Origin of the sequence: Zhouia amylolytica (genome assembly GCF_900116365.1) — a bacterium.
Classification (GTDB): domain Bacteria; phylum Bacteroidota; class Bacteroidia; order Flavobacteriales; family Flavobacteriaceae; genus Zhouia; species Zhouia amylolytica.
Window position 1 is genome coordinate 96,768 of record NZ_FPAG01000009.1, and the last position, 24,480, is coordinate 121,247.

The 24,480-nt window shown below is 37.9% G+C and carries 19 protein-coding genes and 1 tRNA gene; 14 read left to right on the plus strand and 6 right to left on the minus strand.

Features of this window, described 5'->3' with window-relative positions:
- The first annotated feature begins 1 nt into the window (after position 1).
- The 14 genes from polA to BM361_RS15170 all read left to right on the plus strand — a co-directional run bounded on the left by polA (position 2) and on the right by BM361_RS15170 (position 21,108).
- The gene (gene polA / locus BM361_RS15105) at positions 2–2,830 is read left to right on the plus strand and encodes a DNA polymerase I (RefSeq protein WP_074979921.1); all 2,829 of its coding nucleotides are present in this window, start codon (positions 2–4) and stop codon (positions 2,828–2,830) included.
- A gap of 83 nt (positions 2,831–2,913) precedes the next feature.
- Positions 2,914–6,831: a leucine-rich repeat domain-containing protein gene (locus tag BM361_RS15110; protein WP_074979923.1), complete on the plus strand. Its 3,918-nt coding sequence runs from the start codon at positions 2,914–2,916 to the stop codon at positions 6,829–6,831.
- A complete protein-coding gene (locus BM361_RS15115) occupies positions 6,828–7,514 on the plus strand; it encodes a fibronectin type III domain-containing protein (protein ID WP_074979925.1) in 687 nt (228 codons plus the stop codon). The genes BM361_RS15110 and BM361_RS15115 overlap by 4 nt, the downstream gene beginning before the upstream one ends.
- Positions 7,515–7,737: 223 nt before the next feature.
- Positions 7,738–8,193 (plus strand): 50S ribosomal protein L13, encoded by a 456-nt coding sequence (gene rplM, locus BM361_RS15120; protein ID WP_038266856.1) that lies wholly within the window; start codon positions 7,738–7,740, stop codon positions 8,191–8,193.
- Positions 8,194–8,580 carry a 30S ribosomal protein S9 gene (rpsI, locus tag BM361_RS15125; RefSeq protein ID WP_038266859.1) on the plus strand — a complete coding sequence of 129 codons (387 nt, stop codon included), beginning with the start codon at positions 8,194–8,196 and terminating at the stop codon, positions 8,578–8,580.
- Between the two features lie 159 nt (positions 8,581–8,739).
- Positions 8,740–9,525 (plus strand): 30S ribosomal protein S2, encoded by a 786-nt coding sequence (gene rpsB, locus BM361_RS15130; protein WP_038266862.1) that lies wholly within the window; start codon positions 8,740–8,742, stop codon positions 9,523–9,525.
- A 95-nt stretch (positions 9,526–9,620) separates the two neighbouring features.
- A complete protein-coding gene (tsf, locus tag BM361_RS15135) occupies positions 9,621–10,445 on the plus strand; it encodes a translation elongation factor Ts (RefSeq protein ID WP_038266865.1) in 825 nt (274 codons plus the stop codon).
- 248 nt (positions 10,446–10,693) lie between these two features.
- Entirely contained in the window at positions 10,694–11,401 is a 708-nt protein-coding gene (gene pyrH / locus BM361_RS15140; RefSeq protein WP_038267913.1) for a UMP kinase, read from the plus strand.
- 36 nt (positions 11,402–11,437) lie between these two features.
- Entirely contained in the window at positions 11,438–11,992 is a 555-nt protein-coding gene (gene frr, locus BM361_RS15145; RefSeq protein ID WP_038266868.1) for a ribosome recycling factor, read from the plus strand.
- A 96-nt stretch (positions 11,993–12,088) separates the two neighbouring features.
- Positions 12,089–14,611, plus strand: coding sequence for a DUF5686 family protein (locus BM361_RS15150; RefSeq protein WP_074979926.1), 2,523 nt, complete (start codon positions 12,089–12,091; stop codon positions 14,609–14,611).
- Between the two features lie 143 nt (positions 14,612–14,754).
- A complete protein-coding gene (locus BM361_RS15155; RefSeq protein ID WP_074979928.1) occupies positions 14,755–17,154 on the plus strand; it encodes an efflux RND transporter permease subunit in 2,400 nt (799 codons plus the stop codon).
- A gap of 245 nt (positions 17,155–17,399) precedes the next feature.
- Positions 17,400–18,833, plus strand: a complete 1,434-nt coding sequence (gene asnS, locus BM361_RS15160) for an asparagine--tRNA ligase (RefSeq protein WP_074979930.1) — start codon at positions 17,400–17,402, stop codon at positions 18,831–18,833.
- Positions 18,834–19,039: 206 nt separating this feature from the next.
- On the plus strand, positions 19,040–20,503 hold the full coding sequence (gene rpoN, locus BM361_RS15165; protein WP_038266880.1) for an RNA polymerase factor sigma-54: 1,464 nt from the start codon (positions 19,040–19,042) through the stop codon (positions 20,501–20,503).
- On the plus strand, positions 20,503–21,108 hold the full coding sequence (locus BM361_RS15170; protein ID WP_038266883.1) for a hypothetical protein: 606 nt from the start codon (positions 20,503–20,505) through the stop codon (positions 21,106–21,108). The genes rpoN and BM361_RS15170 overlap by 1 nt, the downstream gene beginning before the upstream one ends.
- On the opposite strand, the gene BM361_RS15175 is transcribed toward BM361_RS15170, so the two are convergent.
- The 6 genes from BM361_RS15175 to BM361_RS15200 form a co-directional block, all read right to left on the minus strand.
- Entirely contained in the window at positions 21,103–21,798 is a 696-nt protein-coding gene (locus BM361_RS15175) for a porin family protein (protein ID WP_074979931.1), read from the minus strand. The two genes, BM361_RS15170 and BM361_RS15175, sit on opposite strands and share 6 nt — an antisense overlap.
- A 110-nt stretch (positions 21,799–21,908) precedes the next feature.
- Positions 21,909–22,385: an ExbD/TolR family protein gene (locus BM361_RS15180; RefSeq protein WP_038266888.1), complete on the minus strand. Its 477-nt coding sequence runs from the start codon at positions 22,383–22,385 to the stop codon at positions 21,909–21,911.
- Between the two features lie 13 nt (positions 22,386–22,398).
- Positions 22,399–23,022, minus strand: a complete 624-nt coding sequence (locus BM361_RS15185; RefSeq protein ID WP_038266889.1) for an ExbD/TolR family protein — start codon at positions 23,020–23,022, stop codon at positions 22,399–22,401.
- Positions 23,023–23,024: 2 nt separating this feature from the next.
- Positions 23,025–23,450 (minus strand): hypothetical protein, encoded by a 426-nt coding sequence (locus BM361_RS15190; RefSeq protein ID WP_038266892.1) that lies wholly within the window; start codon positions 23,448–23,450, stop codon positions 23,025–23,027.
- 18 nt (positions 23,451–23,468) lie between these two features.
- Positions 23,469–24,266 carry a MotA/TolQ/ExbB proton channel family protein gene (locus tag BM361_RS15195; protein ID WP_038266895.1) on the minus strand — a complete coding sequence of 266 codons (798 nt, stop codon included), beginning with the start codon at positions 24,264–24,266 and terminating at the stop codon, positions 23,469–23,471.
- A gap of 74 nt (positions 24,267–24,340) precedes the next feature.
- Positions 24,341–24,428: transfer RNA gene (locus tag BM361_RS15200), tRNA-Ser, on the minus strand.
- Between the last annotated feature and the right edge of the window lie 52 nt (positions 24,429–24,480).

The following is a 24,480-nucleotide window of genomic DNA, read 5'->3' on the forward strand; positions in this document are numbered from 1 at the left end:
TATGTCGGCTCAAAAAAGACTTTTTCTGTTAGATGCATACGCTTTAATTTTTCGTGGTTACTATGCTTTTGTAAAAAATCCGAGAATCAATTCTAAGGGAATGGACACTTCTGCCATTATGGGGTTCATGAATTCTCTACTGGATGTGATTAAAAGAGAAAAACCGGATCATTTAGCAGTGGCCTTTGACAAGGGTGGCAGTGTAGACCGTACAGAAATGTTTGAGGCGTACAAAGCCAATCGGGATGAAACCCCGGAAGCTATAAGAATCGCAGTTCCAATCATACAAGACATATTAAAGGCGATGCACATTCCTGTTATCGAAAAAGAGGGGTTTGAAGCTGATGATATTATAGGTACTTTATCGAAGCAAGCAGAAAAAGCAGGCTACAGAACCTACATGGTAACTCCGGATAAGGATTTTGCTCAATTGGTGTCTGAAAACATCTTTATGTACCGTCCGGCACGAATGGGAAATGGCATAGAGATCTGGGGAATTCCTGAGGTTCAAGAAAAATTTGAAATAGAGCGTCCCGAACAAGTCATAGACTACCTGGGCATGATGGGAGATGCGGTGGATAACATCCCAGGGTTACCGGGTGTAGGAGATAAGACAGCGAAAAAGTTTCTAAAACAGTTTGGTAGCCTGGAAGGACTGCTGGCCAATACGGATCAGCTGAAAGGCAAGATGAAGGAAAAGGTAGAAGCCAATGCTGAACAGGGATTACTCTCTAAAAAATTAGCGCGGATTCTTCTGGATGTTCCCGTTGAATTCCATGAGGAAGATTTTGAATTGAACACTCCGGATCTGGATAAGGTGAAAGAAATATTCCAGGAACTTGAGTTCAGGAGGATGACAGAAAATCTGATGAAGACTTTTAGTGTTGAAGTAGAGACCGAAACTGCAACATCCGAGCCTAAAGCCAATGTCAATAAAGACATGAATGTACAGTTTGACCTCTTTGGACAAGGAACACCAAAAGACACTTCGACAAGCGAAGAAGTTATCTCAGGATATAAAACCATTGACAACATCCCACATTCTTATCAATATGTCAACAGTGAACTGGGAAGAAAATTACTTCTGGAGAAGTTAATGAAGCAAAAGAGTGTATGCTTTGATACTGAAACCACAAGTCTCACTGCGCTTAAAGCGGAGTTAGTTGGCTGTGCTTTTTCATGGGAGCCCGGTAAAGGCTACTATATTGTCTTCCCTGAAGACTTTAAGGAGACCAAAGGAATTCTCGAAGAGTTTCGTCCGTTTTTCGAAAATAAGGACATTGAAAAAATTGGTCAAAATTTAAAATACGATATCAAAGTATTATCGAATTATGATATGCCTGTACACGGTAAAATTTTCGATACTATGATTGCGCATTACCTGATCAATCCGGATATGCGTCATAATATGGATGTACTGGCAGAAACTTATTTGAATTACGCTCCGATCTCTATTGAGTCGCTAATTGGAAAAAAAGGGAAAAACCAAAAGTCGATGCGTACTGTTGCGTTGGACCAGCAAACTGAATATGCTGTAGAGGATTCAGATATCACTTTGCAACTAAAAAATCTTTTTGAAGAGGAATTACCCAACAGAAATGCCAAGCAGCTCTATGAGGAAATAGAAGCTCCGTTGGTATCTGTATTAGCGGCTATGGAAATAGAAGGGATCAATTTAGACATTGATTACCTGAAAAGCTTGTCCGGAACGCTTGTTAAAGACATAGAAAGACTTGAAAAAAATATTTTTGAGCAAGCCGGCGAGGAATTCAATATTGCATCTCCAAAGCAACTGGGCCCTATCCTGTTCGATAAGCTTAAGTTGGTTGACAAACCTAAAAAAACAAAAACCGGTCAATACTCTACAGCAGAAGATGTATTGTCTTATTTAGCCAAAGACCATCAAATCGTTGCTGATATATTAGAATGGCGACAGCTTCGAAAGCTTCAAAGTACTTATGTTGATGCACTACCAAATGAAGTACACCCAAAAACCGGTAGAGTTCACACTGTATATAGTCAGGCGGTTGCGGCCACGGGGCGATTAAGTAGCAACAACCCTAATTTACAGAACATCCCTATTCGCACGGAACGTGGGCGTCAGGTAAGAAAGGCTTTTATTCCCAGAAACGAGGATTATGTTTTACTAGCGGCTGACTACTCTCAAATTGAATTACGCGTTATCGCTGCCTTAAGCGAAGAGGACACTATGATAAAGGCTTTTCAGGAAGGTGAAGACATTCACGCTTCAACGGCCTCCCAGGTTTTTAATGTTCCTATTGAGGAAGTAACCAGAGAACAACGAAGCAATGCCAAGACCGTAAACTTTGGAATTATATATGGAGTTTCTGCCTTTGGTTTGAGCAACCAAACCACCCTTTCAAGGAGTGAAGCCAAAGAGTTAATCGACACTTACTATGAGACTTACCCTAAATTAAGGGCATACATCAACAACCAGATACATTTTGCCCAGGACCATGGGTATGTTGAAACTATTTTGGGAAGAAGAAGGTATTTAGCGGACATCAATTCCAGAAACCAGGTTGTGCGCGGTGCGGCTGAAAGAAACGCTGTTAATGCTCCTATACAAGGGAGTGCTGCAGACATTATTAAAATTGCAATGATCAACATTCAAAAGAAACTTCTAGCAGGCAATTACAAGACCAAAATGCTACTTCAGGTGCACGATGAACTTGTCTTTGACGCACACAAAGAAGAATTGGAAACCATTAAGGAGCTTATAAAATCTGAAATGGAAAATGCCTATAAACTTTCTGTTCCTCTCGATGTAGAGCTTGGTATTGGGAACGATTGGCTGGAGGCACATTAATTTAATTTACCCTTAATGCATCTACGTACATTTTAAAGAAGTATTTTTCGTAATATTGCCAGAATTATCTTTAAATCAATATTATGAAAAAACTTTACTTTATTTTCTTTTCACTTATAACCCTCTCCGGCTTTTCTCAAAGGCTTATCCCTAATGGGGATTTTGAATATTGGAGTTCAACCGGAGTCTTAAGTAGCTGGGCTTCCGTGGAAGGGCAGGTGAATCCAGAGACCAATGAGGTTTCCCATGGATCCAGTAGCGCCCTTTTTATAGATGGTACTACGACACCCAAAATCACCTCTCCTGGTTTTATACTGGAAGCAGGCGAAACTTACAGATTGACCTTTGATTTTAAAGTAAAGACCGCTAATTCGACCTTCGGCCAACAAGTTATCGGTTATAAATACGGTCCTCTTGACTCCTACCCTTTAACCTCAGGAAGCAGAATTCCTCAAAATTTTGAATGGACGAGTGTAGAAAAGACCATCGAGGTAACGGAAACGAAAGAATGGAAGTTTGAAATCAGTTTATTTTCATTCATCGATGAGCCTTTCGAGGTGTTTATTGACAATATTAAATTAGTTAATATTAAAGCTGACCAAGACAAGCAGGCTTTAATTGCATTATATAATGCCACGAACGGCCCTAACTGGACCACAACATGGGACTTAAATGCGGACATACGCACATGGGATGGAATCACAGTTCATCCGGATGAAAGAGTAAGATGGATTCAATTAGTGAATAATCAGCTTAGTGGAAGTATTCCTCAGGAAATTGAAAACCTGACAGCTCTTGAGCTTTTCAATCTGAACAGAAACAACTTAACGGGTACTGTTCCGGATATTTTTCAAAACCTTATCAGGTTAAGTTCTATAAACCTGGAAATAAATGATCTCTCCGGAAGTCTTCCAACATCGATATGGAGCTTAACCCAACTTAATGGTTTAAGACTAAGAAACAATAAGTTTGATGGCATTATACCTGAAGATATCGGCAACCTTAGCCAACTTATGTACTTGTCGTTATCCTATAATAAATTCACCGGGAATTTCCCTCAGGCACTTTGGCAATTAGATCAATTAAGGACTCTGGAAATTGATGGTTTATGGGATTTAAATGATTGGCAAATTCCAGGAGATATGAACCTCCCATTACTAGAAAGGTTTGAATGCCAGGGTTGTAACGCTACAGGAACCTTACCTGATGTATTTGATAAAATACCGAACCTCAGTTATATCACTTTATCCGGCAGTACTATCTCAGGCCCGATTCCTCCCACGTTCTCAAGCCTATTAAAATTAAGAACCTTGTTTGCTCCGGGAAATAATCTATCGGGACTAATCCCTAAAATAAATTCTCCATTAATTGAAAGCATAACGGTTTCCAACAACAATTTTGTTTTCGATGACTTTAGTGAAGTTTTAGGAACAAGCGCTTCTTTTTCTTATGAAGGTCAGGCCAGGATCGGTGAAGAAAAATCGCTGCAACTCGATGAAGGTGCATCAATAAATTTAACCATAAGTGAAACCAGTGATCCTGATAATGTCTACCAATGGAGGAAAAATGGGGTTAATATTGAGGGCGCAACAAATTCTGAATTAGCATTTGCAAGCATTACAACCTCAGACACGGGCATTTATGATTGCATTATCACCAACCCGAATTACCCAAAATTAACCCTAACCAATAGAAGCACCACTATTAAGGTATATTCCGAGAATGACATCAATGCCCTTATAGCATTTTATAATGCCACAGGCGGACCTGACTGGACTACAAAATGGGATATTACCAATAAAGATCTTTCGAAGTGGTACGGGGTGTATTTCGATGAAAATAACAGGGTCTCCAAAATATACTTAACCAATAACAATCTAAACGGGACTATTCCGGCTGAGATTAGCGATTTAAGCAATCTTCAGGAGCTTACCTTAAGAGGCAATCAATTAGCAGGCGCCATACCATCGACCGTTTCCTCACTTTCAAACCTGGAGATAGTGGATTTAGCCAACAATAATTATACGGGCTCCCTCCCCGAGGAGTTGAGCACCATACCAGCGGTTAAACAAATTCATTTATACAGGAATAATTTCACCGGCACTATCCCTGCAAGTTATGGAACCTTAGCCACGCTTGAGGTTTTAATACTGTCAGAGAATGAGCTCGAAGGTACTATTCCGGAGTCTTTTAAGAATTTAAAGAGCCTCACATTTTTGAACATTGCAGACAACAAGCTTAATGGCTCCTATCCACTATGGTCTGAATTAAGCTCATTGGAATATTTAAAACTAAAAGGAAACGATTTTTCCGGGAGTATTGCCTTTGTTGAAAGCCTGCCGATGCTAAATCATATTGATCTTTCATTCAACAATTTTACGGGATCTCCTGCCGCTTTATTTAACAATACCAGTCTCAAAAACATCGATATTTCCTATAACGATTTTGATCCCTACACCATCCCTGAGAGCATTCAGCTATTAGTCAATCTCGAAGAAATTAATCTTTCAGAAACAAATCTGGAGGGCACCCTCCCGGATGTATTTGACAAGCTTACATTGCTCAACTATTTCAATATCTTTTCGAACAATGTATCGGGACCATTACCTCAAACGATGTCTACACTCCCTAACTTAAGACGTCTTCTTGTATCGAACAACAACTTGTCCGGAACGGTACCAACAATCGCATCTGTGGCAACGAATGAATACGGTTATTTATTACTCAGTTCCAACAACTATATTTTTGAAGACCTCGAACCGATTATAGACACCTATAAAAACATTGAGTTTTCTTACTATTCCCAAAACAACATAGACGAAGTCAAGGAAGTCAATATCACCAAAGGAGATGTGTTTACGCTTTCTGTGGAGGCCACATCTAGTCCGAACAATAACTACCAATGGAGAAAAGACGGGATCATCATAGAAGGTGCCACTGCCAAAAGTTATACCATCCCGACGGTTGCAGCTTCAGATAGCGGCAAATACGATTGTGTCATAAAGAATAGTATCGCCACTAATTTAACTTTATACAAAAACGCTGTAACATTAAATGTTATTATTCCGGATAGTGACGGCGATGGTGTTAATGACGAGATCGATCAATGCCCCGGCACGCCAACAGGAGAAAGCGTTGACACCAATGGCTGTTCATCGAGTCAGTTAGATGATGATAATGACGGCATTACCAACGATATTGATCAATGTCCAAATACAACCGCAGGAGATTTGGTTAATGAAAACGGATGTTCGTTGTCACAATCACTCGACATCAGTAGCACTGACATACAAGTAAGTGTAACCAGCACCTCATGCCCCGGTATCGCTAACGGAGAAATACGCATTAGTTTTGCCAAGAACTACAATTACACTATTGCACTGAGCAGCAGTTCAGACTCACAAACCTTAACTAATATAACATCCGACTACACCTTTACGGGTTTAAATGCGAATACTTATGAAATCTGTGTTACAATACCGGAATATCCGGAATTCAAACAATGCTACCATGCTTCGGTGGTCACTCCGGAAGATCTGACATCTAATAAAGTTGCCGTTGATAACAATAAAAAGAAAGCTACTTATACGGTATCGGGAAGTAAGGAATACACCGTAAAGGTTAATAATAAATCTTATACTATTACCACCCCCGACACCGGCTCCAACGAAATTTCCATAGACCTTGATGAAGGAAGTAATAGCATATCGATTGCAACCGATAAAATATGCCAAGGCAGTTATCAGGACACCATATTCGTAAATGGAGTAACATTCTATCCGAATCCTGCCACAGATTATATAAATATTGAAAATTTGAGCGATCTGGACAGCGTAACCATAACTTTAACGGATACGGCAGGTAATGTAATATCATCCAGAAGTTTTCAATCAAAAACAGACTCATACCAATTACCATTGAATACCATTTCTTCGGGTATGTACCTGGTAATTATCAGCTCTAAATCGACAACCTTTACTACAAAAATCTTTAAAAAATGAAATCAGTAAAAGCATTATATTTTGTCATAGCCATATCATTACTACAGTCTTGTGGTGGTGGCGGTTCGGATCCCAACCCAGTGGAAGAAGTAAAAGCACCTGAGGCATTTAATCTGGTTTTTCCTGAAAACAACACGATATGTACAGAGGGGATAGATGTGAGTGCCGAAACTGTGGTTATTGAATTTGAATGGGAACGTGCTACAAACGCCACTTCCTATATCCTGAAAGCGATTGACAGTGAAAGCAAAAAGGAATATTCAGCGAATTCGAACAACACTACTGCTTCTTTAACCTTACCAAAAGGGATGCAATTTTCATGGAGTGTTGAAGCCTTCAATATGGACAAATCGAAGGTTAGTGATGACCAATGGAGTTTTTATTCGGAGGGAATAACAGAAGAAAACCACTCCCCTTTTCCGGCGAGCATTACACTTTCAGATAACGAGAACGGCACTATTAATATTAACTGGACAGGAAGCGATCTGGATAATGACATTGTAAGTTACTCGGTATACCTGGGCAAAGACACCACCTCTGCTGCCATCCTTGAAAATTCGATCGCAACCAGTATCGCGGATGTACATATTGAATATAACACCACTTATTATTTACAGGTTATTTCAAAAGACAGTAAGGGAAATTCCTCAACTGCTGAAAAGCAATTTAACTTCAGGAACTAATTTTGGAACTGTTCTATAAACAAAAGCTCTCTTAGAAAGGGAGCTTTTTTTATTCGCCTAAAAATCAATCGTATATAAATTCAGTTAGCAACTTGATTTATTATAAAATATTAATTCAGAGGGTGTTTGTATTATTCATAAATAGTTGTACTTTTGCACCCCATTATCCCGGATTCACATTCGGGGTAGGGAATGGAATGTTTAATTTTTAAATAGAGTAAGTGTGGATACATTAAGCTACAAAACTATTTCGGCTAACAAGGCTACCGTTGATAAGCAATGGGTACTTGTTGATGCTGAAGGACAGACGTTAGGCCGTCTTGCTTCGAAAGTAGCCAAACTTTTAAGAGGTAAGTACAAACCTAGCTACACACCGCACGTTGATTGTGGAGACAACGTTGTAATCATCAACGCTGACAAAATCAATTTAACAGGAAACAAGTGGGACGACAAAACTTATGTTCGTCATACAGGTTATCCGGGTGGACAGAGAACTCAGACTGCAAACGAACTTTACAAAAAGAATCCTGCAGCTATAGTTGAAAAGTCAATTAAAGGAATGTTACCTAAAAACAAATTAGGTGCTGATTTATTCCGTAATTTAAAAGTGTACGCTGGTGCTGAGCATGCTCAAGAAGCTCAAAAGCCAACTGCAATTAACTTAAACGATCTTAAGTAAATGGAAATTATTCACAAAATCGGTAGAAGAAAAACAGCCGTTGCACGTGTATACGTTTCTTCAGGAAATGGAAACGTTACCATCAACAAAAAAGAACTTAACGACTACTTTCCTACTGCTACATTACAATACAAAGTATTGCAGCCATTCAATTTAACTGAAACTGTAGATACTTATGATGTAAAAGTTAATGTATACGGTGGTGGGGTAAATGGTCAGGCAGAAGCTATTCGTTTAGCGATCTCCAGAGCACTTTGCGAAGTAGATGCTGAGAACAGATCTGCACTTAAGCCAGAAGGATTATTAACAAGAGACCCAAGAATGGTAGAGCGTAAGAAATTCGGTCAGAAGAAAGCTCGTAAGAAATTCCAGTTCTCTAAGCGTTAATTTTTGGCTCATTTATTATTAATATTAAAAAAACAGTTGTCGTTGTCTTTGGCTTTAATAGACCAAAGAAATTAGTTTAGCATCCAAATGATGAAGGCCGGGGATCATCTCGCCACTTCACATTGCTAAAACTCCAACGGAACGTAAACTATTACGAAAATGGCAAATAACATAGAAGTTAAAGATTTACTTGAAGCAGGTGTACACTTTGGACACCTTACAAGAAAGTGGAATCCAAACATGGCTCCTTACATTTATATGGAGCGTAATGGAATTCACGTTATTAATCTATATAAGACTGCTGCTAAAATAGACGAGGCTAACGAAGCACTTAAGAAAATTGCAGCTTCTGGTAGAAAAATATTATTTGTTGCTACTAAAAAGCAAGCAAAAGACATCGTTGCTGAAAAAGCAGGTGGTGTAAACATGCCTTACATTACAGAAAGATGGCCAGGTGGTATGCTTACAAATTTTGTAACTATCAGAAAAGCAGTTAAGAAAATGACTGCTATTGACAAAATGAAGAAAGATGGAACATTCGATTCACTTTCTAAAAAAGAAAAATTACAAGTAGAGCGTTTAAGAGCTAAGTTAGACAAAAACTTAGGTTCAATTGCAGACATGACTCGCTTACCAGGTGCATTATTTATCGTTGATACAATGCGTGAGCATATCGCTGTTAAAGAAGCACAAAAATTAAACATTCCAATTTTTGCAATGGTTGATACGAATTCTGATCCAAGAGATGTAGATTTCGTTATACCATCTAACGATGACGCATCAAAGTCTATCGAAAGAGTATTGTCTTACACAACTGAAGCTATTGCTGAAGGTTTAGCACAGCGCAAAGCTGATAAAGAGGCTCATGCTGAAGCTAAGGAAGAGAAGAAAGCTAAAAAAGCTGAGAAGGAAGTAGCTGAAGAGACAAAAGAAGAAAACAAATAATAGTAACTTAAAATTGACATGTTGATTTGTTTACTCTGATCTCGTATTTTCGAGTAAACAAATCGGCTTCAATAATAATTAAAAGGAAAGTAAAGATGGCAAATATCACAGCCGCAGAAGTAAATAAATTAAGAAAAGCTACTGGTGCAGGTATGATGGACTGCAAAAAAGCATTAGTAGAGGCAGAAGGCGATTTTGACAAGGCTATTGAAATCCTTCGTAAGAAAGGTCAAAAAGTTGCTGCTAAAAGAGCTGACAGAGCTTCAACTGAAGGTGCTGTTATCGCTAAGGTGAATGACGACAAAACATCAGGTGTTGTTGTTTCTCTTAACTGTGAAACTGATTTCGTTGCTAAGAACGATAGCTTTGTTACTTTAGCAAACGATCTAGCAGAATTAGCTCTTGGTTTTGACAACTTAGAGGCATTATTAGCTGCTGATTACAACGGTCTAACTGTAGCTGACAAGCTTACTGAACAAACTGGTGTAATTGGAGAGAAAATCGAAATTGGTGCTTTCAAAAAATTAAGCGCTCCTTTTGTTGGTTCATACATCCACGCTGGTAACAAGATTGCTACTATAGTAGGTCTTTCTGCTAATGTTGACGGTGCTGAAGAAGCTGCAAAGAATGTAGCTATGCAAGCTGCTGCTATGAACCCGGTTGCACTTAATGAAGAAGGTGTTGACCAGGAAACTATTGACAAAGAAATTGAAATCGCTAAAGATCAATTACGTCAAGAAGGTAAGCCTGAAGCAATGTTAGATAAAATTGCTGAAGGTAAATTGAAGCGTTTCTTTAAAGACAACACTTTAATAAACCAAGATTTCATTAAAGATTCTAAACAAAGCGTTGCTGGTTATGTTAAGTCTGTAAACGGAGATTTAACTGTTACAGCTTTCGAACGTGTTGCTTTAGGTTAATCTAATCTCACAATATTTAAAAACCGCTCTATAACTGGAGCGGTTTTTTTATACCCTTTTAATGCAATTAATAGCATAAAAAAGCTATAAATACAATTCAAAAACGAACCGCCACACCACACCAAAAAAAACAAGAACATATTTTAACGCATAGTTGGAAGCATTTTAGTTCTCACTTCATGAGCAAAAAATTATTTTCATTACTTTTGCTACGATTTAATTTGAAACTTCAGAACGCAACTAAAAACATGAAATACAAAAGAATTCTTCTTAAATTAAGTGGAGAAGCTTTAATGGGGGATCGCCAGTACGGTATCGATCCGAAAAGATTAGCCAATTACGCTTCAGAAATTAAACAAGTTACCGATAAAGGCATTGAGGTTGCTGTAGTGATTGGTGGAGGAAATATCTTTAGAGGTGTTGCTGGAGCAAGTAATGGCATGGACCGCGTGCAAGGAGATCACATGGGAATGTTGGCTACGGTCATCAATGGCCTGGCACTTCAAAGCGCACTAGAGGATGAGGGCATACAGACCCGTCTTCAATCGGCTGTTCAAATAAACGAGGTCGCGGAACCATTCATTAGAAGACGCGCAATAAGACACCTTGAGAAAGGGCGTGTTGTAATTTTTGGAGGTGGAACGGGAAATCCGTATTTTACAACAGATTCAGCTGCAGTATTGAGAGCTATAGAGATCGGTGCTGATGTCATATTGAAAGGAACACGAGTAGACGGAATTTACACTGCAGATCCTGAAAAGGATGAAAACGCTACAAAGTTTGACAACATTACTTTTGACGATGTACTGAAGAAAGGGCTCAAAGTGATGGACACCACAGCGTTTACATTAAGCCAGGAAAACGAATTACCTATAATTGTCTTTGATATGAATACGCCGGGCAACCTGTTAAAAGTAGTTTCCGGAGACAATATCGGGACTAAAGTAAATTTATAAGATTACAAAAAGCTTACTATATAAAAACAATCTGTTATGAACGAAGAGATAGATTTTATCCTTGACGCTGCTAAAGAATCTATGGAGGGTTCAATAGAGCATCTCAAAAAAGAGTTGGCAAATATTCGTGCCGGTAAAGCTAGTCCAGCGATGGTAAGTAGTGTTATGGTTGATTATTATGGAACAATGACTCCATTAAATCAAGTAGCTAACGTAAACACTCCAGACGGTCGTACAATATCTATTCAACCATGGGAGAAAAACATGCTACAACCTATAGAAAAAGCAATTATTGTTGCTAACTTAGGCTTTAATCCAATGAATAATGGAGACATGGTTATTATCAATGTTCCTCCTTTAACGGAAGAACGTCGTAAAGAGCTTGTAAAGCAAACTAAATCGGAGGCTGAAGATGCACGTGTTTCTATTAGAAACGCACGTCAGGATGCTAATAAAGACATCAAAAAACTGGATGCTTCTGAAGATTTGAAAGGCAACGCCGAAATAGACGTACAAAGTCTTACAGATACCTACACTCAAAAGGTAGAAGAAATTATGGAAGCCAAGGAAAAAGAGATCATGACAGTATAAAATAGCTACTTTATATTTTTTTTATAAAAGCGACTTCTATAGTCGCTTTTATTTTTTGTAACATTACGCATTCAAAAAAGGAACCGGATTGTATCGATGAAAAAAGTCTTCTTTGTCATTCTCTTTTTGCATTGCTCCTTTGGCATTGGGCAGGTGATTATCAATGGGGTAATTAAAGACGCCAATGCTAATCAGGGACTCTCATACGCTTCCATCCGGACCCCGTATGGAGTGCATACAGTATCGAATTCAAATGGCACCTTTCAAATTGAAGTGCCCCAAGACACTGCCAAGCTCCTGGTTAATTATCCTGGTTATAACCCTAAAACAATCGTGGTTGACGGTAAACAGGAATTCCATGAAATCCTGCTGATAAAAGAGGATAAAGGCTTTAAAGAAGCTTTTAGACAATCTACTCATGATGGGAATGAAATTATCCAAAAAGCGATCGCCAGCAAGTCAAAGAATGACCCTGAACGTTCCCTTGAATCTTTTTCACTTAAGAACTACAATAAAGTTATTGCCACAGCAGACCCTTCAGACATTGATGGACAAATTGATTCTGTATTCATCAAAAAAAGAAAAGGCCTTAAATACAGAACTATTGATTCTACCGGATATAAATTAAAAAGACAATTAAACACCTCTCATCTTTTTATCACGGAAAAGGTGTCGTCTATAACATTCAACCAGGAAGACGGCAGACACGAAACCATTTTAGGCAGCAAAGTCTCCGGGTTTGAAAAGCCGGTATATGAAGTTTTGGGACTTAAGATTCAGTCATTCTCTTTTTACCACAACAAGTACACTCTATTTGGGACGGATTACACAAGTCCGCTTTCTGAGAAGGCTTTAAAAAAATACAGTTACCGGATCTTAGACACCATCACCACCAATAAAAACCCTGCATACCTGATACATTTCTATGCTAAAAAAAGCAGAAAGTCTGCAACTCCTGAAGGCTTGTTATATATTGATATAAACACCTATGCTATCCAAAAAGGCATCATTGAGCTAAAAGGTATCATTAACATTACGGCTTCTCAGGAATTCAGGTATGACCCAGAAGAAAAAGTCTGGTTTCCGGATCGAAAAGAGGTTCAGATCGCTAAGGGAAGTAGTAAGAATACGGTGAATTTATTTGGTGGCGTTTTGCAACTAACCGAGCAATCGGAGAAAGAGATCGACACCACAAAGACCAAACACACCAACTACTTTGATGCTTCTGAGGTGATAAAAATTAGCATAGAGGATCAAAATTATGACATCTCTTTAAACACTCCTGTCGCAAAAAACGACACGAAATTCCGAATTGAAGTCGACGAAAAGGCCACCAACCAAACTGAAGCGTTTTGGACCACCAATCGCACTGAGCCTATAACTATTAAAGAAAGGAATGCATATCCGTATGCCGACAGTATTACAAAAGCCAAAAAAGCAGAACGCAAAATAAAATTAATCCGCAAATTACTTGTTGGGTATTTTCCACTTGGCCCTTTTGATCTGGACACCAAGTCGGTTATAAAATATAATAATTACGAAGGCTTCAGGCTTGGGGCAGGACTTACCACCAATAATAAATTCTCTAACATATTACGGTTTAATACCTACGGTGCTTTTGGCACCAAAGACCAGGATTTCAAATACGGACTTGGAGGGGCTGTAAGGCTACACAAAAACACCTCTATGTGGTTAGGTTTCGATTATATCGATGACCTGGTAGAGACCGGTAGTACTTCATTTATCACCGACACCAGAGCATTTGCTATATTTGAACCGAGGTTGTTTAATATTTCCATGTTTCAAAACAGTAAACGGATAGCCACTCATTTAACGTATGACTTCAATCCCCGCATCAGCTCAAAGATCAGGCTGCAAAAGGCGGATATCATCCCTAAATACAACTATAGTTACCTCAATGAGGGAATGGCCTTTGAAACGTATAAAATTACAACCGCAACTTTCGGAATTCAATGGACTCCCTACAGTCGATATATGTTAACCTCTGAGGGTAAAAAGACGATCAAAAATTCATTTCCGCAATTTTCATTGCAATACACTCAGGCAGTTAAAGGACTTCTGGACGGGTACTTTACTTTTAGCAAATTAGACTTCAAGGCAACCTATAAGTTAACTCCTTTAGATAAAGGAAGAACTAATTTCCTGATAAATGCCGGCCTGGGGTTAGGAGATATTCCGCTAACACATTTATACCAAACGGCCCCAAACCAACCAGATGGCACAACTGTTCTTCAGCGGTTCTCTGTGGGAGGTGGCGACAGTTTTGAAACTATGTTTTTTAATGAATTCTTTTCAGACAAATATTTCTCATTACAGGCTAAACATTATTTCAAGAGAACTAAAATCATCGGAAAGTTACGTCCTGAATTTGGTATAGCCTCTCGATTTGCTATTGGTGATATTAAGGACAGTGAGAACCATCAGTCGATAGCATTTAACTCCTTAAACAGGGGGTATATGGAATCGGGCTTTGAAATAAACAGAATCCTAAAAGGTTTTGGATTAAGTTTCATGTATAGACACGGTGCCTATCACCTTCCAAGGTTTGAAGATAATGTATCACTTAAGTTCACCTATTATTTCAGCTTCGGATTCTAGGCAGCTTCATTTGCATTTTCTACCTTTGCCCCACTAAAATTTAAAAGAAACAAGTAGTTTAAAGTAATGTTGCTCTGAATTTTACAAGTTTGTTGAAAAGAAACTAAGCTACTATTATTAATTCATTCAAAGAAAAATCATAGATGGTCACCTGGATCAACACTAATTTCTGGGCACGTGTTGCAAGAATTATTTTGAGAAATCGCATTTTGATACTAGCTATAATTGCGGGTATCACGGTCTTTTTAGGCATGCAGTGGAAGCACATGCGATTCACCTATACCGAAGCTAACCTTCTTCCTGATGATCATCCTGTTAACCTGGAATACAATAAGTTTCTCGACACATTTGGAGAAGAAGGGAATCTGATAGTTATTGCCATCAAAGACTCCACGCTTTTTACTCCTGAAAACTTTAATCATTGGAACAGGTTGAGCAAACAGCTCCAGGCTAAACCAGAGATATCTTTGGTTATATCAACGGACAACCTACAGGAACTTGTTAAAAACACCGACAAACAAGCGTTTGAATTAGTACCTCTGATTAAAGGAAAACTAGAAAAACAGTCGGAAGTAGACACCATTAAAAAGGAATTATTCACGAAGCTTCCTTTTTATGAAAGCTTACTATTAAATCCAGAAACACAAACGCTTAGAACGGCGATCTATTTAGACAAGGAGATTGTAAACACTTCCGTTCGAAAAGATTTTATTTTCGACGATTTTATTCCTTTAATTCAGGAATTTGAAAAAGAGACCGGGCTAAAAGTCCACAGCTCGGGAATGCCTTATATCAGAACGCTCAATTCTCAACACATCATTGATGAAATCGGGCTGTTTATATTAGCGGCTTTGGGGGTTACCTCCCTTATATTCTTTTTCTTTTTTCGGTCTTTCAGGGCTACTTTCATATCGATGGTCGTTGTGTTGATTGGCGTGATGTGGGCCTTTGGTATTCTTGGTTTACTTCATTATGAAATTACTGTTTTAACGGCTTTAATTCCACCATTAATTATTGTAATTGGAATTCCTAATTGTATATTCCTCATCAACAAATACCAACAAGAGGTAAAGAAGCACGGGAATCAAGCTAAATCGCTTCAGCGGGTTATCTCGAAAGTAGGTAATGCTACTTTAATGACCAATGCAACGACTGCTGCTGGTTTTGCCACCTTTATAGTAACCGAAAGTAAAATTCTGAAAGAATTTGGATTGGTTGCCTCTATCAACATCATGGCGATATTTATTTTATCGTTGTTGATCATCCCTATTATTTACAGCTTTATGAGACTTCCTAAAACGAAGCACCTCAAACATCTAAATAAAAGATGGATCGGCAAATTTGTAGGATGGATGGAAAACAGTGTAAGAAACCACAGGATTGCAGTCTATGCTGTAGCTGTTGGTTTGCTTACAGCGAGTATTATTGGTATCTACCAGATCAGAATTTCCGGTAGTTTGATTGAAGACATGCCAAAAGATGCGGCATTTTTTGACGATATTCGTTTTTTTGAAAAAGAATTCGACGGCATCATGCCTGTGGAAATAATGGTCGACACTAAACGTCCGAATGGCGTTATGAAACTATCCACCTTAAAAAGGATGGAACGTCTTGAAGAGTTAATTGATGAGATTCCTGAACTTTCTAAGCCTATTTCAGTTACCAATTTAGTGAAATACTTTAAGCAAGCTTATTACAACGGGAATCCTAATTATTATCAACTCCCTACCAGTCAGGAGAATACTTTTATACTTCAATATGCGAGAAATTCATCAGGAGAATCTGATGTATTGAGCAATTTTGTTGATTCAACGGGTCAGGTTGCCCGTATCACTACCTTCATGAAGGATATTGGAACGGACAAAATGGAAGGCATCGAAGAGGATCTTTGGAAGAAGATCGATAAAGAATTACCGGCAGAGCGCTATGATGTAACCATTACCGGAAAGGCATTGGTTTTTATGAAAGGGACTAAATATTTGGTGAAAAACCTAATTATTTCTTTACTACTAGCCATTTTATTAATTTCGATTTTTATGGCTTATATGTTTCGATCTTTCAGGATGATTTTAATTTCCTTAATCCCTAACTTATTGCCATTATTGATAACTGCGGGAACTATGGGATATCTTGGGGTTCCTATTAAACCTTCTACCATTTTAGTATTCAGTATTGCCTTTGGTATTTCGGTTGATGACACTATTCACTTCCTGGCGAAGTACAGACAAGAATTGGCTGCTAATAACTGGAAGATTCAAAAATCTGTTTATAATGCGCTAAGGGAAACGGGGGTAAGTATGTTCTACACCTCAATAGTGTTATTTTTCGGTTTCTCTGTGTTTATGATCAGTAGTTTTGGAGGTACTAAAGCCTTAGGTGGATTGGTTTCTATGACCTTACTTTTTGCCATGCTTTCGAACCTGGTATTATTACCAGCTCTTTTACTATCCTTAGAACGCAGTATTGCAAATAAAAAGGTACTTAAAAAACCTGCCTTTGATGTATTAACCGAGGGAAAGACTAAAGGGAAGAACCGCCTATAAAAAACAAAGTCTGCCGGAATAAATCCCGAACAGACTTTTTAAGGTTCCCCCAAACCTCGATTCCTAATACCTTTAAAAAGGCACCAAGCAAATAATTGATTAATAGCAATTCAAAGATATGACTACTTTGAATTTTAGATAAGGGTGTTTTTCCCCTTTATACGAAGAAATTAAAGTAAACATCATTTAATAAGTAGTCTGAAAACTTTTATCTTTGCTCACCGAATTTCAATTTGAAAATCAATATGAAGGCGTATAGCGTTAAAGAACTATTAGAAGGAGACAAAATCCTACAAGAGGTCATTGTTAAAGGATGGGTTAGAACATTTAGAAGCAATCGCTTTATTGCTTTGAACGATGGCTCAACTATTAAAAACATACAATGTGTTGTTGACTTTGAGAATTTAGACGAAGAAGATTTAAAAAAGATCAGCACAGGAGCAGCCTTAGAGTTAAAGGGGACCCTCGTTGAAAGTATGGGTAGGGGTCAGACTGTTGAAGTACAAGTGAATGAACTTGAAATCTTAGGTGCTTCCGATCCTGAAACATATCCAATTCAACCGAAGAAACATTCTATGGAGTTTCTAAGGGAAAATGCTCATTTACGTGTTCGTACCAATACCTTTAGCGCTGTAATGCGTGTACGCAATGCTTTATCGTTTGCTATTCATCAGTATTTTCAACAAAATGGATTCAACTACGTTCATACTCCTATTATAACAGGTTCGGATGCTGAAGGAGCCGGAGAAATGTTTAGGGTATCTACTTTGGATGCTAAAAATCCACCCTTAACTGAAGATGGTCAGGTAGATTACAAGGAAGATTTCTTTGGAAAAGAAACTAACTTAACGGTTTCCGGTCAGTTAGAGGCTGAAGCATATGCAATGGCTTTAGGTAAAGTTTATACATTCGGTCCAACGTTCCGGGCAGAAAACTCGAACACATCACGTCACCTTGCGGAATTCTGGATGGTGGAACCAGAGGTAGCCTTCATGGATCTTGACGGCAACATGGATTTAGCTGAGGATTTCATCAAATTTGTACTTCAGTATGTTTTGGACAACTGTCCGAATGATCTCGAATTTCTGGAGCAAAGATTATTGGATGAAGAAAAATCAAAGCCACAAAAAGAGCGCAGTGAGATGAAGTTAACGGAAAAGATCCGTTTTGTTTTAGAGAACAACTTTAAACGTGTTAGCTACACTGAGGCTATTGATATTTTAAAGAATTCAAAACCTAATAAAAAGAAAAAATTCCAATACTTAATCGAAGAATGGGGAGCTGATCTTCAGAGTGAACACGAGCGTTTCTTAGTAGAGAAACACTTCAAGTGCCCTGTGATTCTGTTTGATTACCCTGCTAAGATTAAAGCTTTCTATATGCGTCTTAACGAGGATGAAAAAACGGTAAGAGCAATGGACATCTTATTCCCTGGCATTGGAGAAATTGTAGGTGGATCACAACGTGAAGAACGTTTGGATGTTCTAAAACAAAAAGTTGCTTACCTTGGAATAGACGAAAAGGAACTGTGGTGGTATTTAGATCTTAGAAAATATGGATCTGCCGTACATAGTGGTTTTGGATTAGGGTTTGAGAGGCTTGTGCTTTTCACAACTGGAATGACTAATATTAGAGATGTAATTCCTTTCCCGAGAACTCCTCAGAGTGCAGAATTTTAACATCTGATCAAATTATATAAAAAAGGCCTGCTAGTTTAAGCAGGCCTTTTTTAATTGAAGGCTTCAAAGCCTTTGCTACAAGGCGTTTAAGAAGTTTGGCACCATAATTGTAAAAAGTAATAAAATAGAGATCGTCTTTATAGTTAATTTAAGAGCGAATTCCCTCTATATTCATTATTTTTGTTTAAGTAAACGTACTATTTTTTATGCTAAAGCAGCAACTACAATTTAAATTATCGCAAAAACTATCGCCTCAACAAATTCAATTAATGAAGCTGATACAATTGCCTACGCAAGCATTTGAACAGCGATTGAAACAAGAATTGGAAGAGAACCCTGCCTTGGAGAGTGGTCGTGAAGAAACTTCTGAATACGATGATTTAGATGACAACTACGAAGATCAGTACGAGGATGATTATGATCAGGACAATACTAAAGACGAGATCGATATTGATGAGTATTTAAGTGATGATGAAATTCCTGAATATCGTCTTCAGGCTAATAACTATAGTTCTGACGATGATGAAAAAAAAGTACCATATGCTGCCGGCACTACATTTCATCAATATTTAATCAATCAGCTGCACACTATTTCGTTGGGCGAAGAAGACATGGCTATTGCCGAATTCTTAATTGGCAGTATTGATGATAGTGGCTATATAAGAAGGTCTATACCTGATATTGTAGATGACCTTGCATTTACCCAAAGTATTTTTACCGAAGAAAAAGAGGTCGAGAGAATTTTAAAGATTGTTCAGGAGATAGATCCTGCAGGTGTTGGTGCTCAAAATTTACAGGAATGTCTTCTTATTCAATTAAAAAGAAAGGATAAAAATGCGAAGGTAGAACTCGCCATTGATATCCTGGAAAATTCTTTTGACAAATTCACCAAGAAGCACTATAAAAAGCTGATTCAAAAGCACAATATAACTGAAGAAGAACTCAAAGTGGCCATTCATGAGATTGAAAGGCTTAACCCTAAACCAGGAGGGGCATATTCAGGCAACAATAAAATAATTGAACACATTACCCCGGATTTCACCATCAGAATTATCGATGGTGGTTTGGAACTTACGCTTAATGGCAGAAACGCACCTCAATTGCATGTTTCCAGAGAATATAACAACATGCTGAAAGGATATAAAGAGGCGAAGGATAAAACGAAATCCAGCAAGGATGCTGTGCAATTTATTAAACAAAAACTCGATGCCGCAAAATGGTTTATCGACGCTATTAAACAAAGACAAGAAACGCTACTGGTGACTATGAATGCCATCATGCATATTCAGGAGGAATATTTTTTAACCGGAGATGAGCGTAAATTAAAACCAATGATATTAAAAGACATTGCTGATCAAATAGACATGGATGTCTCTACAGTATCACGTGTGGCAAATAGTAAATATGTAGACACTCCTTACGGTACGATTTTAATTAAGGATCTTTTTTCCGAATCGGTAAAAAATGAAGAGGGAGAAGATGTATCTACACGACAAATTAAAAAGATATTAGAGACTGTAATAGAGGAAGAAAATAAAAGAAAACCTATTACAGACGAAGGCCTGGCAGGGATTTTAAAAGAAAAAGGATTCCCTATAGCCCGAAGAACCGTAGCGAAATACAGAGAACAATTAAACATCCCTGTAGCCCGCTTAAGAAAAGAGATTTAATGCAAAAAATAGCCAAAGTATTAAGCTTTATATTTCATCCATTATTCACTCCTATAGCCGGGACCATTATCTTTTTTATTATAACTCCTAAATATACACCGCCGGAAATTATTCGGCCTATATTCCTGTCCATTCTGATTATCTCCGTTTTTATTCCAATTGTACTGCTCCTACTATTTAAAAATCTTGGGTGGATAAGTTCTATATATCTGGACAAGGTAGAAGAACGAAAAATTCCTATTTACGCTTATATAGCCTTAAACTATATCATTATTTTAAAGGTTATACCTTTTAATCTCTACGAAGAGCTTTATTACTTCCTGGTTGGTATCGTAGGGGCTTTAGTAGCCTGTGTAATCCTGGTTTATTTTAAATTCAAGGCTAGCCTTCACTTAATGGCCATTAGCAGCTTAACGACCTTTATAATCGGTCTAGCGTTTCATTATGAAATAAACATCACTTTCGCCATAGCTACTCTAATTTTTTTAATGGGATTAATTGCTTCTGCGCGGATGTACCTGAGAACACATAATATGCAGGAAATGATCGTGGGTTTTATTATCGGCTTTATCCCTCAACTGATAACCTTTAACTCCTGGTTATAATATATAGAAGATCAAACCCAAATGGAGTACATTCATGGCTATGGGTTCGCCTTCCGAAGTTATAGCATTATCTAACAAATCATTCAACTGATATTGCACATATACATTCCAGGTATTATATCCTACACTTAAGTAGGCTCCATATTGAAGCTTATTCACATCAGGGTTGTCAAAAGATACACGTGATTCTTTAGCTATATACCGCGATCGGTTCGCAAACGCATATCTAATTTTTAAACCTGTATGAACGCGCCAAAAACTATGTGTTTGAGTGTCGGAGGTACGGAATCTCAGCTCTAACGGAAAATCGATGGAGTGAGATTCAATTTTGTTCCGTTTAAAATCTACAGAATCGGGTATTCGATCATACAGGACCACACCATTCTCTTTATAAGCCTTTAAATTTTCGTAGAATGAATTTACTGCATAACCCAACCCCACTCCAAGGGCGATATTTCTTTTTTGATTTAAGGGAATATCTTTAATAAAACCAAAGTGCAAGCCGTACGACAAACTACTTTGCTTAATCCCTTCCGGTTTATTTAACAAAGCATTGTACCCTATCCCTATGTAAAACTGATCTTCTAAATACTTGGTATCGGGTGCTCTATTGAGCAGGGAATCGAGTTCCTGAGCATGGGAAGACACCACATTAAATAAAATAAAAAACAAAATTACAGGACATCTCATGTGCGATACTTTAAGCGAATATAAAAGTATAACTAAAACATTATTATTAAAAATAATAAAAGCGCTTCTATTACTAGAAGCGCTTTTATTAAGTTAAAAAGAAATTCAATTTAGTTCTGTGAAGCCTCTCCAACACGGGTTGTATAGTTAATCTTTAAAGCATTAACATCTCTAAGTTGTTGCTTTATATCAGATATAAGTCCCATATTGGTTTCCTTGTCAACTTTTAGAGCCGTAGTAAGAACGTTCTGAATTTCAGGACGTCTACCTGCTCTTTCTTCCAAGATATATGCACCTACATCCTTTACATCTCTCAACTGGTCATTTAACTGCACTTTAGCAGCACTACCATAGGTTGCACGGTATCTTTCATGAGGCTTACCGGCATAGATGTAAATGATCCGGTCTTTTTTATCAAGCTTCTGCACCTGATCTGCATAAGGCAATTCGTTAATTACCTTAAGCTCGCTATCCTTCATTGTAGTTACTGTCATAAAGAAGAACAACAACATGAATACGATATCTGGCAATGAAGCCGTGGAAACCGGAGGCAATTCGCCTTTCTTTTTCTTTGTGAATTTAGCCATAATACCTCAGTTTTTAATTTGTTTTGTTAGGCTCAGCTTCTGATAATTTCTGAGGATAAGCCTCCTTAATATCATCTAGCATCTTTTTAAGCCTATCTTTTACATTTTCCTCGGTTTGAGGGTCATCATACTCCTCTTGCATTTGAACATAGTTCATATTTGCATTAGGATACTTAGCTAATGTGTAACGGTTACGCAGATCATTATAGGCAGCTACCAATTCATTTTGTACTGCAATATAAGTCCCGTACTTTGTTTCACGGTCATTCTGTAATGAAATGATCGCCTTAGTAGGGTTATCAGATGATTCTGGATCTTTGGCACCTTTACAGTATGAACAAGCATCAGTCCCAGTTCCTCCACCATTGTCCAAGAACTTCATTGCGGCCTCGCGTAAGTCCTTCAATTCCATTGGCTGTTCTTCTACAAGTAATTGTCCATTTTTATTCACAACTACCTGAAAGATGTTCTTCTGTTTAATAATCGGTGGGTCAACCTGATCCTCCGCTGGCGGTAACTTTCTGTTGATACCACTATCTGTCTCAATGGTAGTTGTTACCAGGAAAAAGATAAGTAGCAAGAAAGCAATATCTGCCATAGAGCCCGCGTTAACTTCCGGTATTGCTCTTTTTGCCATAATTATCTAACTTTTTTAAATCCGGAAAAGACCATAGAAAGAACCGCTAAACCTCCCAAAATATAAAAGGCTATCAAACCAGCACCAACAGTTTTGGAGGCGCTTTCTGAAGTCTCTATACCTCTTTCAGCCATTTTGGTTAAATCTACATCTGTACCACTAGAAACAGCATAGCTAATTACAACGATCAAGGCAAAAACTCCAATAGATATTAACGCCTTCTTTAGCTTACTCGGGTGAGTAACTAAATTACCAACTGTAAATAACAATGCTACAATAGCAGCCAGAATGGTCATATACTTTCCTAAGTTAATCATTATATCAATCGTACTAGAGCTACCTGGATCATCGGTACGGGCAATTGTAACCCATAGCACTACTCCAACTACTCCTAGTATTATTGCAAGTATTTTTGCTATTTTATACATAAATAGAGTCTTTAAAAATTATTTTTTATGTGCTGCAAGCATGTCTATCAAAGTAATAGACGAATCTTCCATATCGTTAACTAAAGTATCGATTTTAGCGATAATATAGTTATAGAATATTTGAAGGATAATTGCAACGATAAGACCGAATACTGTTGTTAATAATGCTACCTGAATATCACCTGCAATTAACGATGCATCAAGGTTACCAACAGCAGCAATTTTTTCGAATGCCTGAATCATACCAATAACTGTTCCCATGAAACCAAGCATTGGAGCAATTGCGATAAATAAAGACAACCAAGAAACGTTCTTTTCTAAAAGACCCATTTGAACACCTCCGTAAGCAACAACAGATTTTTCTGCCATCTCTACTCCTTCAGCTGATCTATCTAAACCTTGATAGAATATTGAAGCTACAGGACCTCTTGTGTTTCTACATACCTCTTTTGCAGCTTCAACACCTCCTGAAGAAAGTGCATCTTCTACTTGCTGAGTAAGCTTTTTTGTGTTTGTTGTAGCCATGTTCAAGAATATAATTCTTTCGATTGCTACTGCAAGACCTAAAATTAAACAGAGTAATACTACTCCCATAAATCCTGCACCACCCTGGATAAATTTTTCTTTTAAAACCTGGTGGAATGTTTTTGATTCTTCAGCAGGGGCTTCATCTTGTACAAGAGCCGCAGCATCATCAATAGCAACAATTTCTGAAATGTTTTCAGCTACCGTAGGCTCAAGAGCCTTTGCATTGGCGTTTGTTGCGTTTAGAGCCAATAATCCAGCTATAGCTAGAATAGAGAATAATCTTTTCATTTTCTTTTAAACTTAATTTTGTTAGTTAATAGGGTTAAAGATAAAAAAATTATAATTAAATAATTAAACTACAGCAGAGAGGAAGGGATTCGAACCCTCGATACGGTTTTGCCGTATACACACTTTCCAGGCGTGCGCCTTCGACCACTCGGCCACCTCTCTGTATCCGTAACTTTTTAGGGTGCCTAAATAACAAATTTTTTTTTAGACCAAG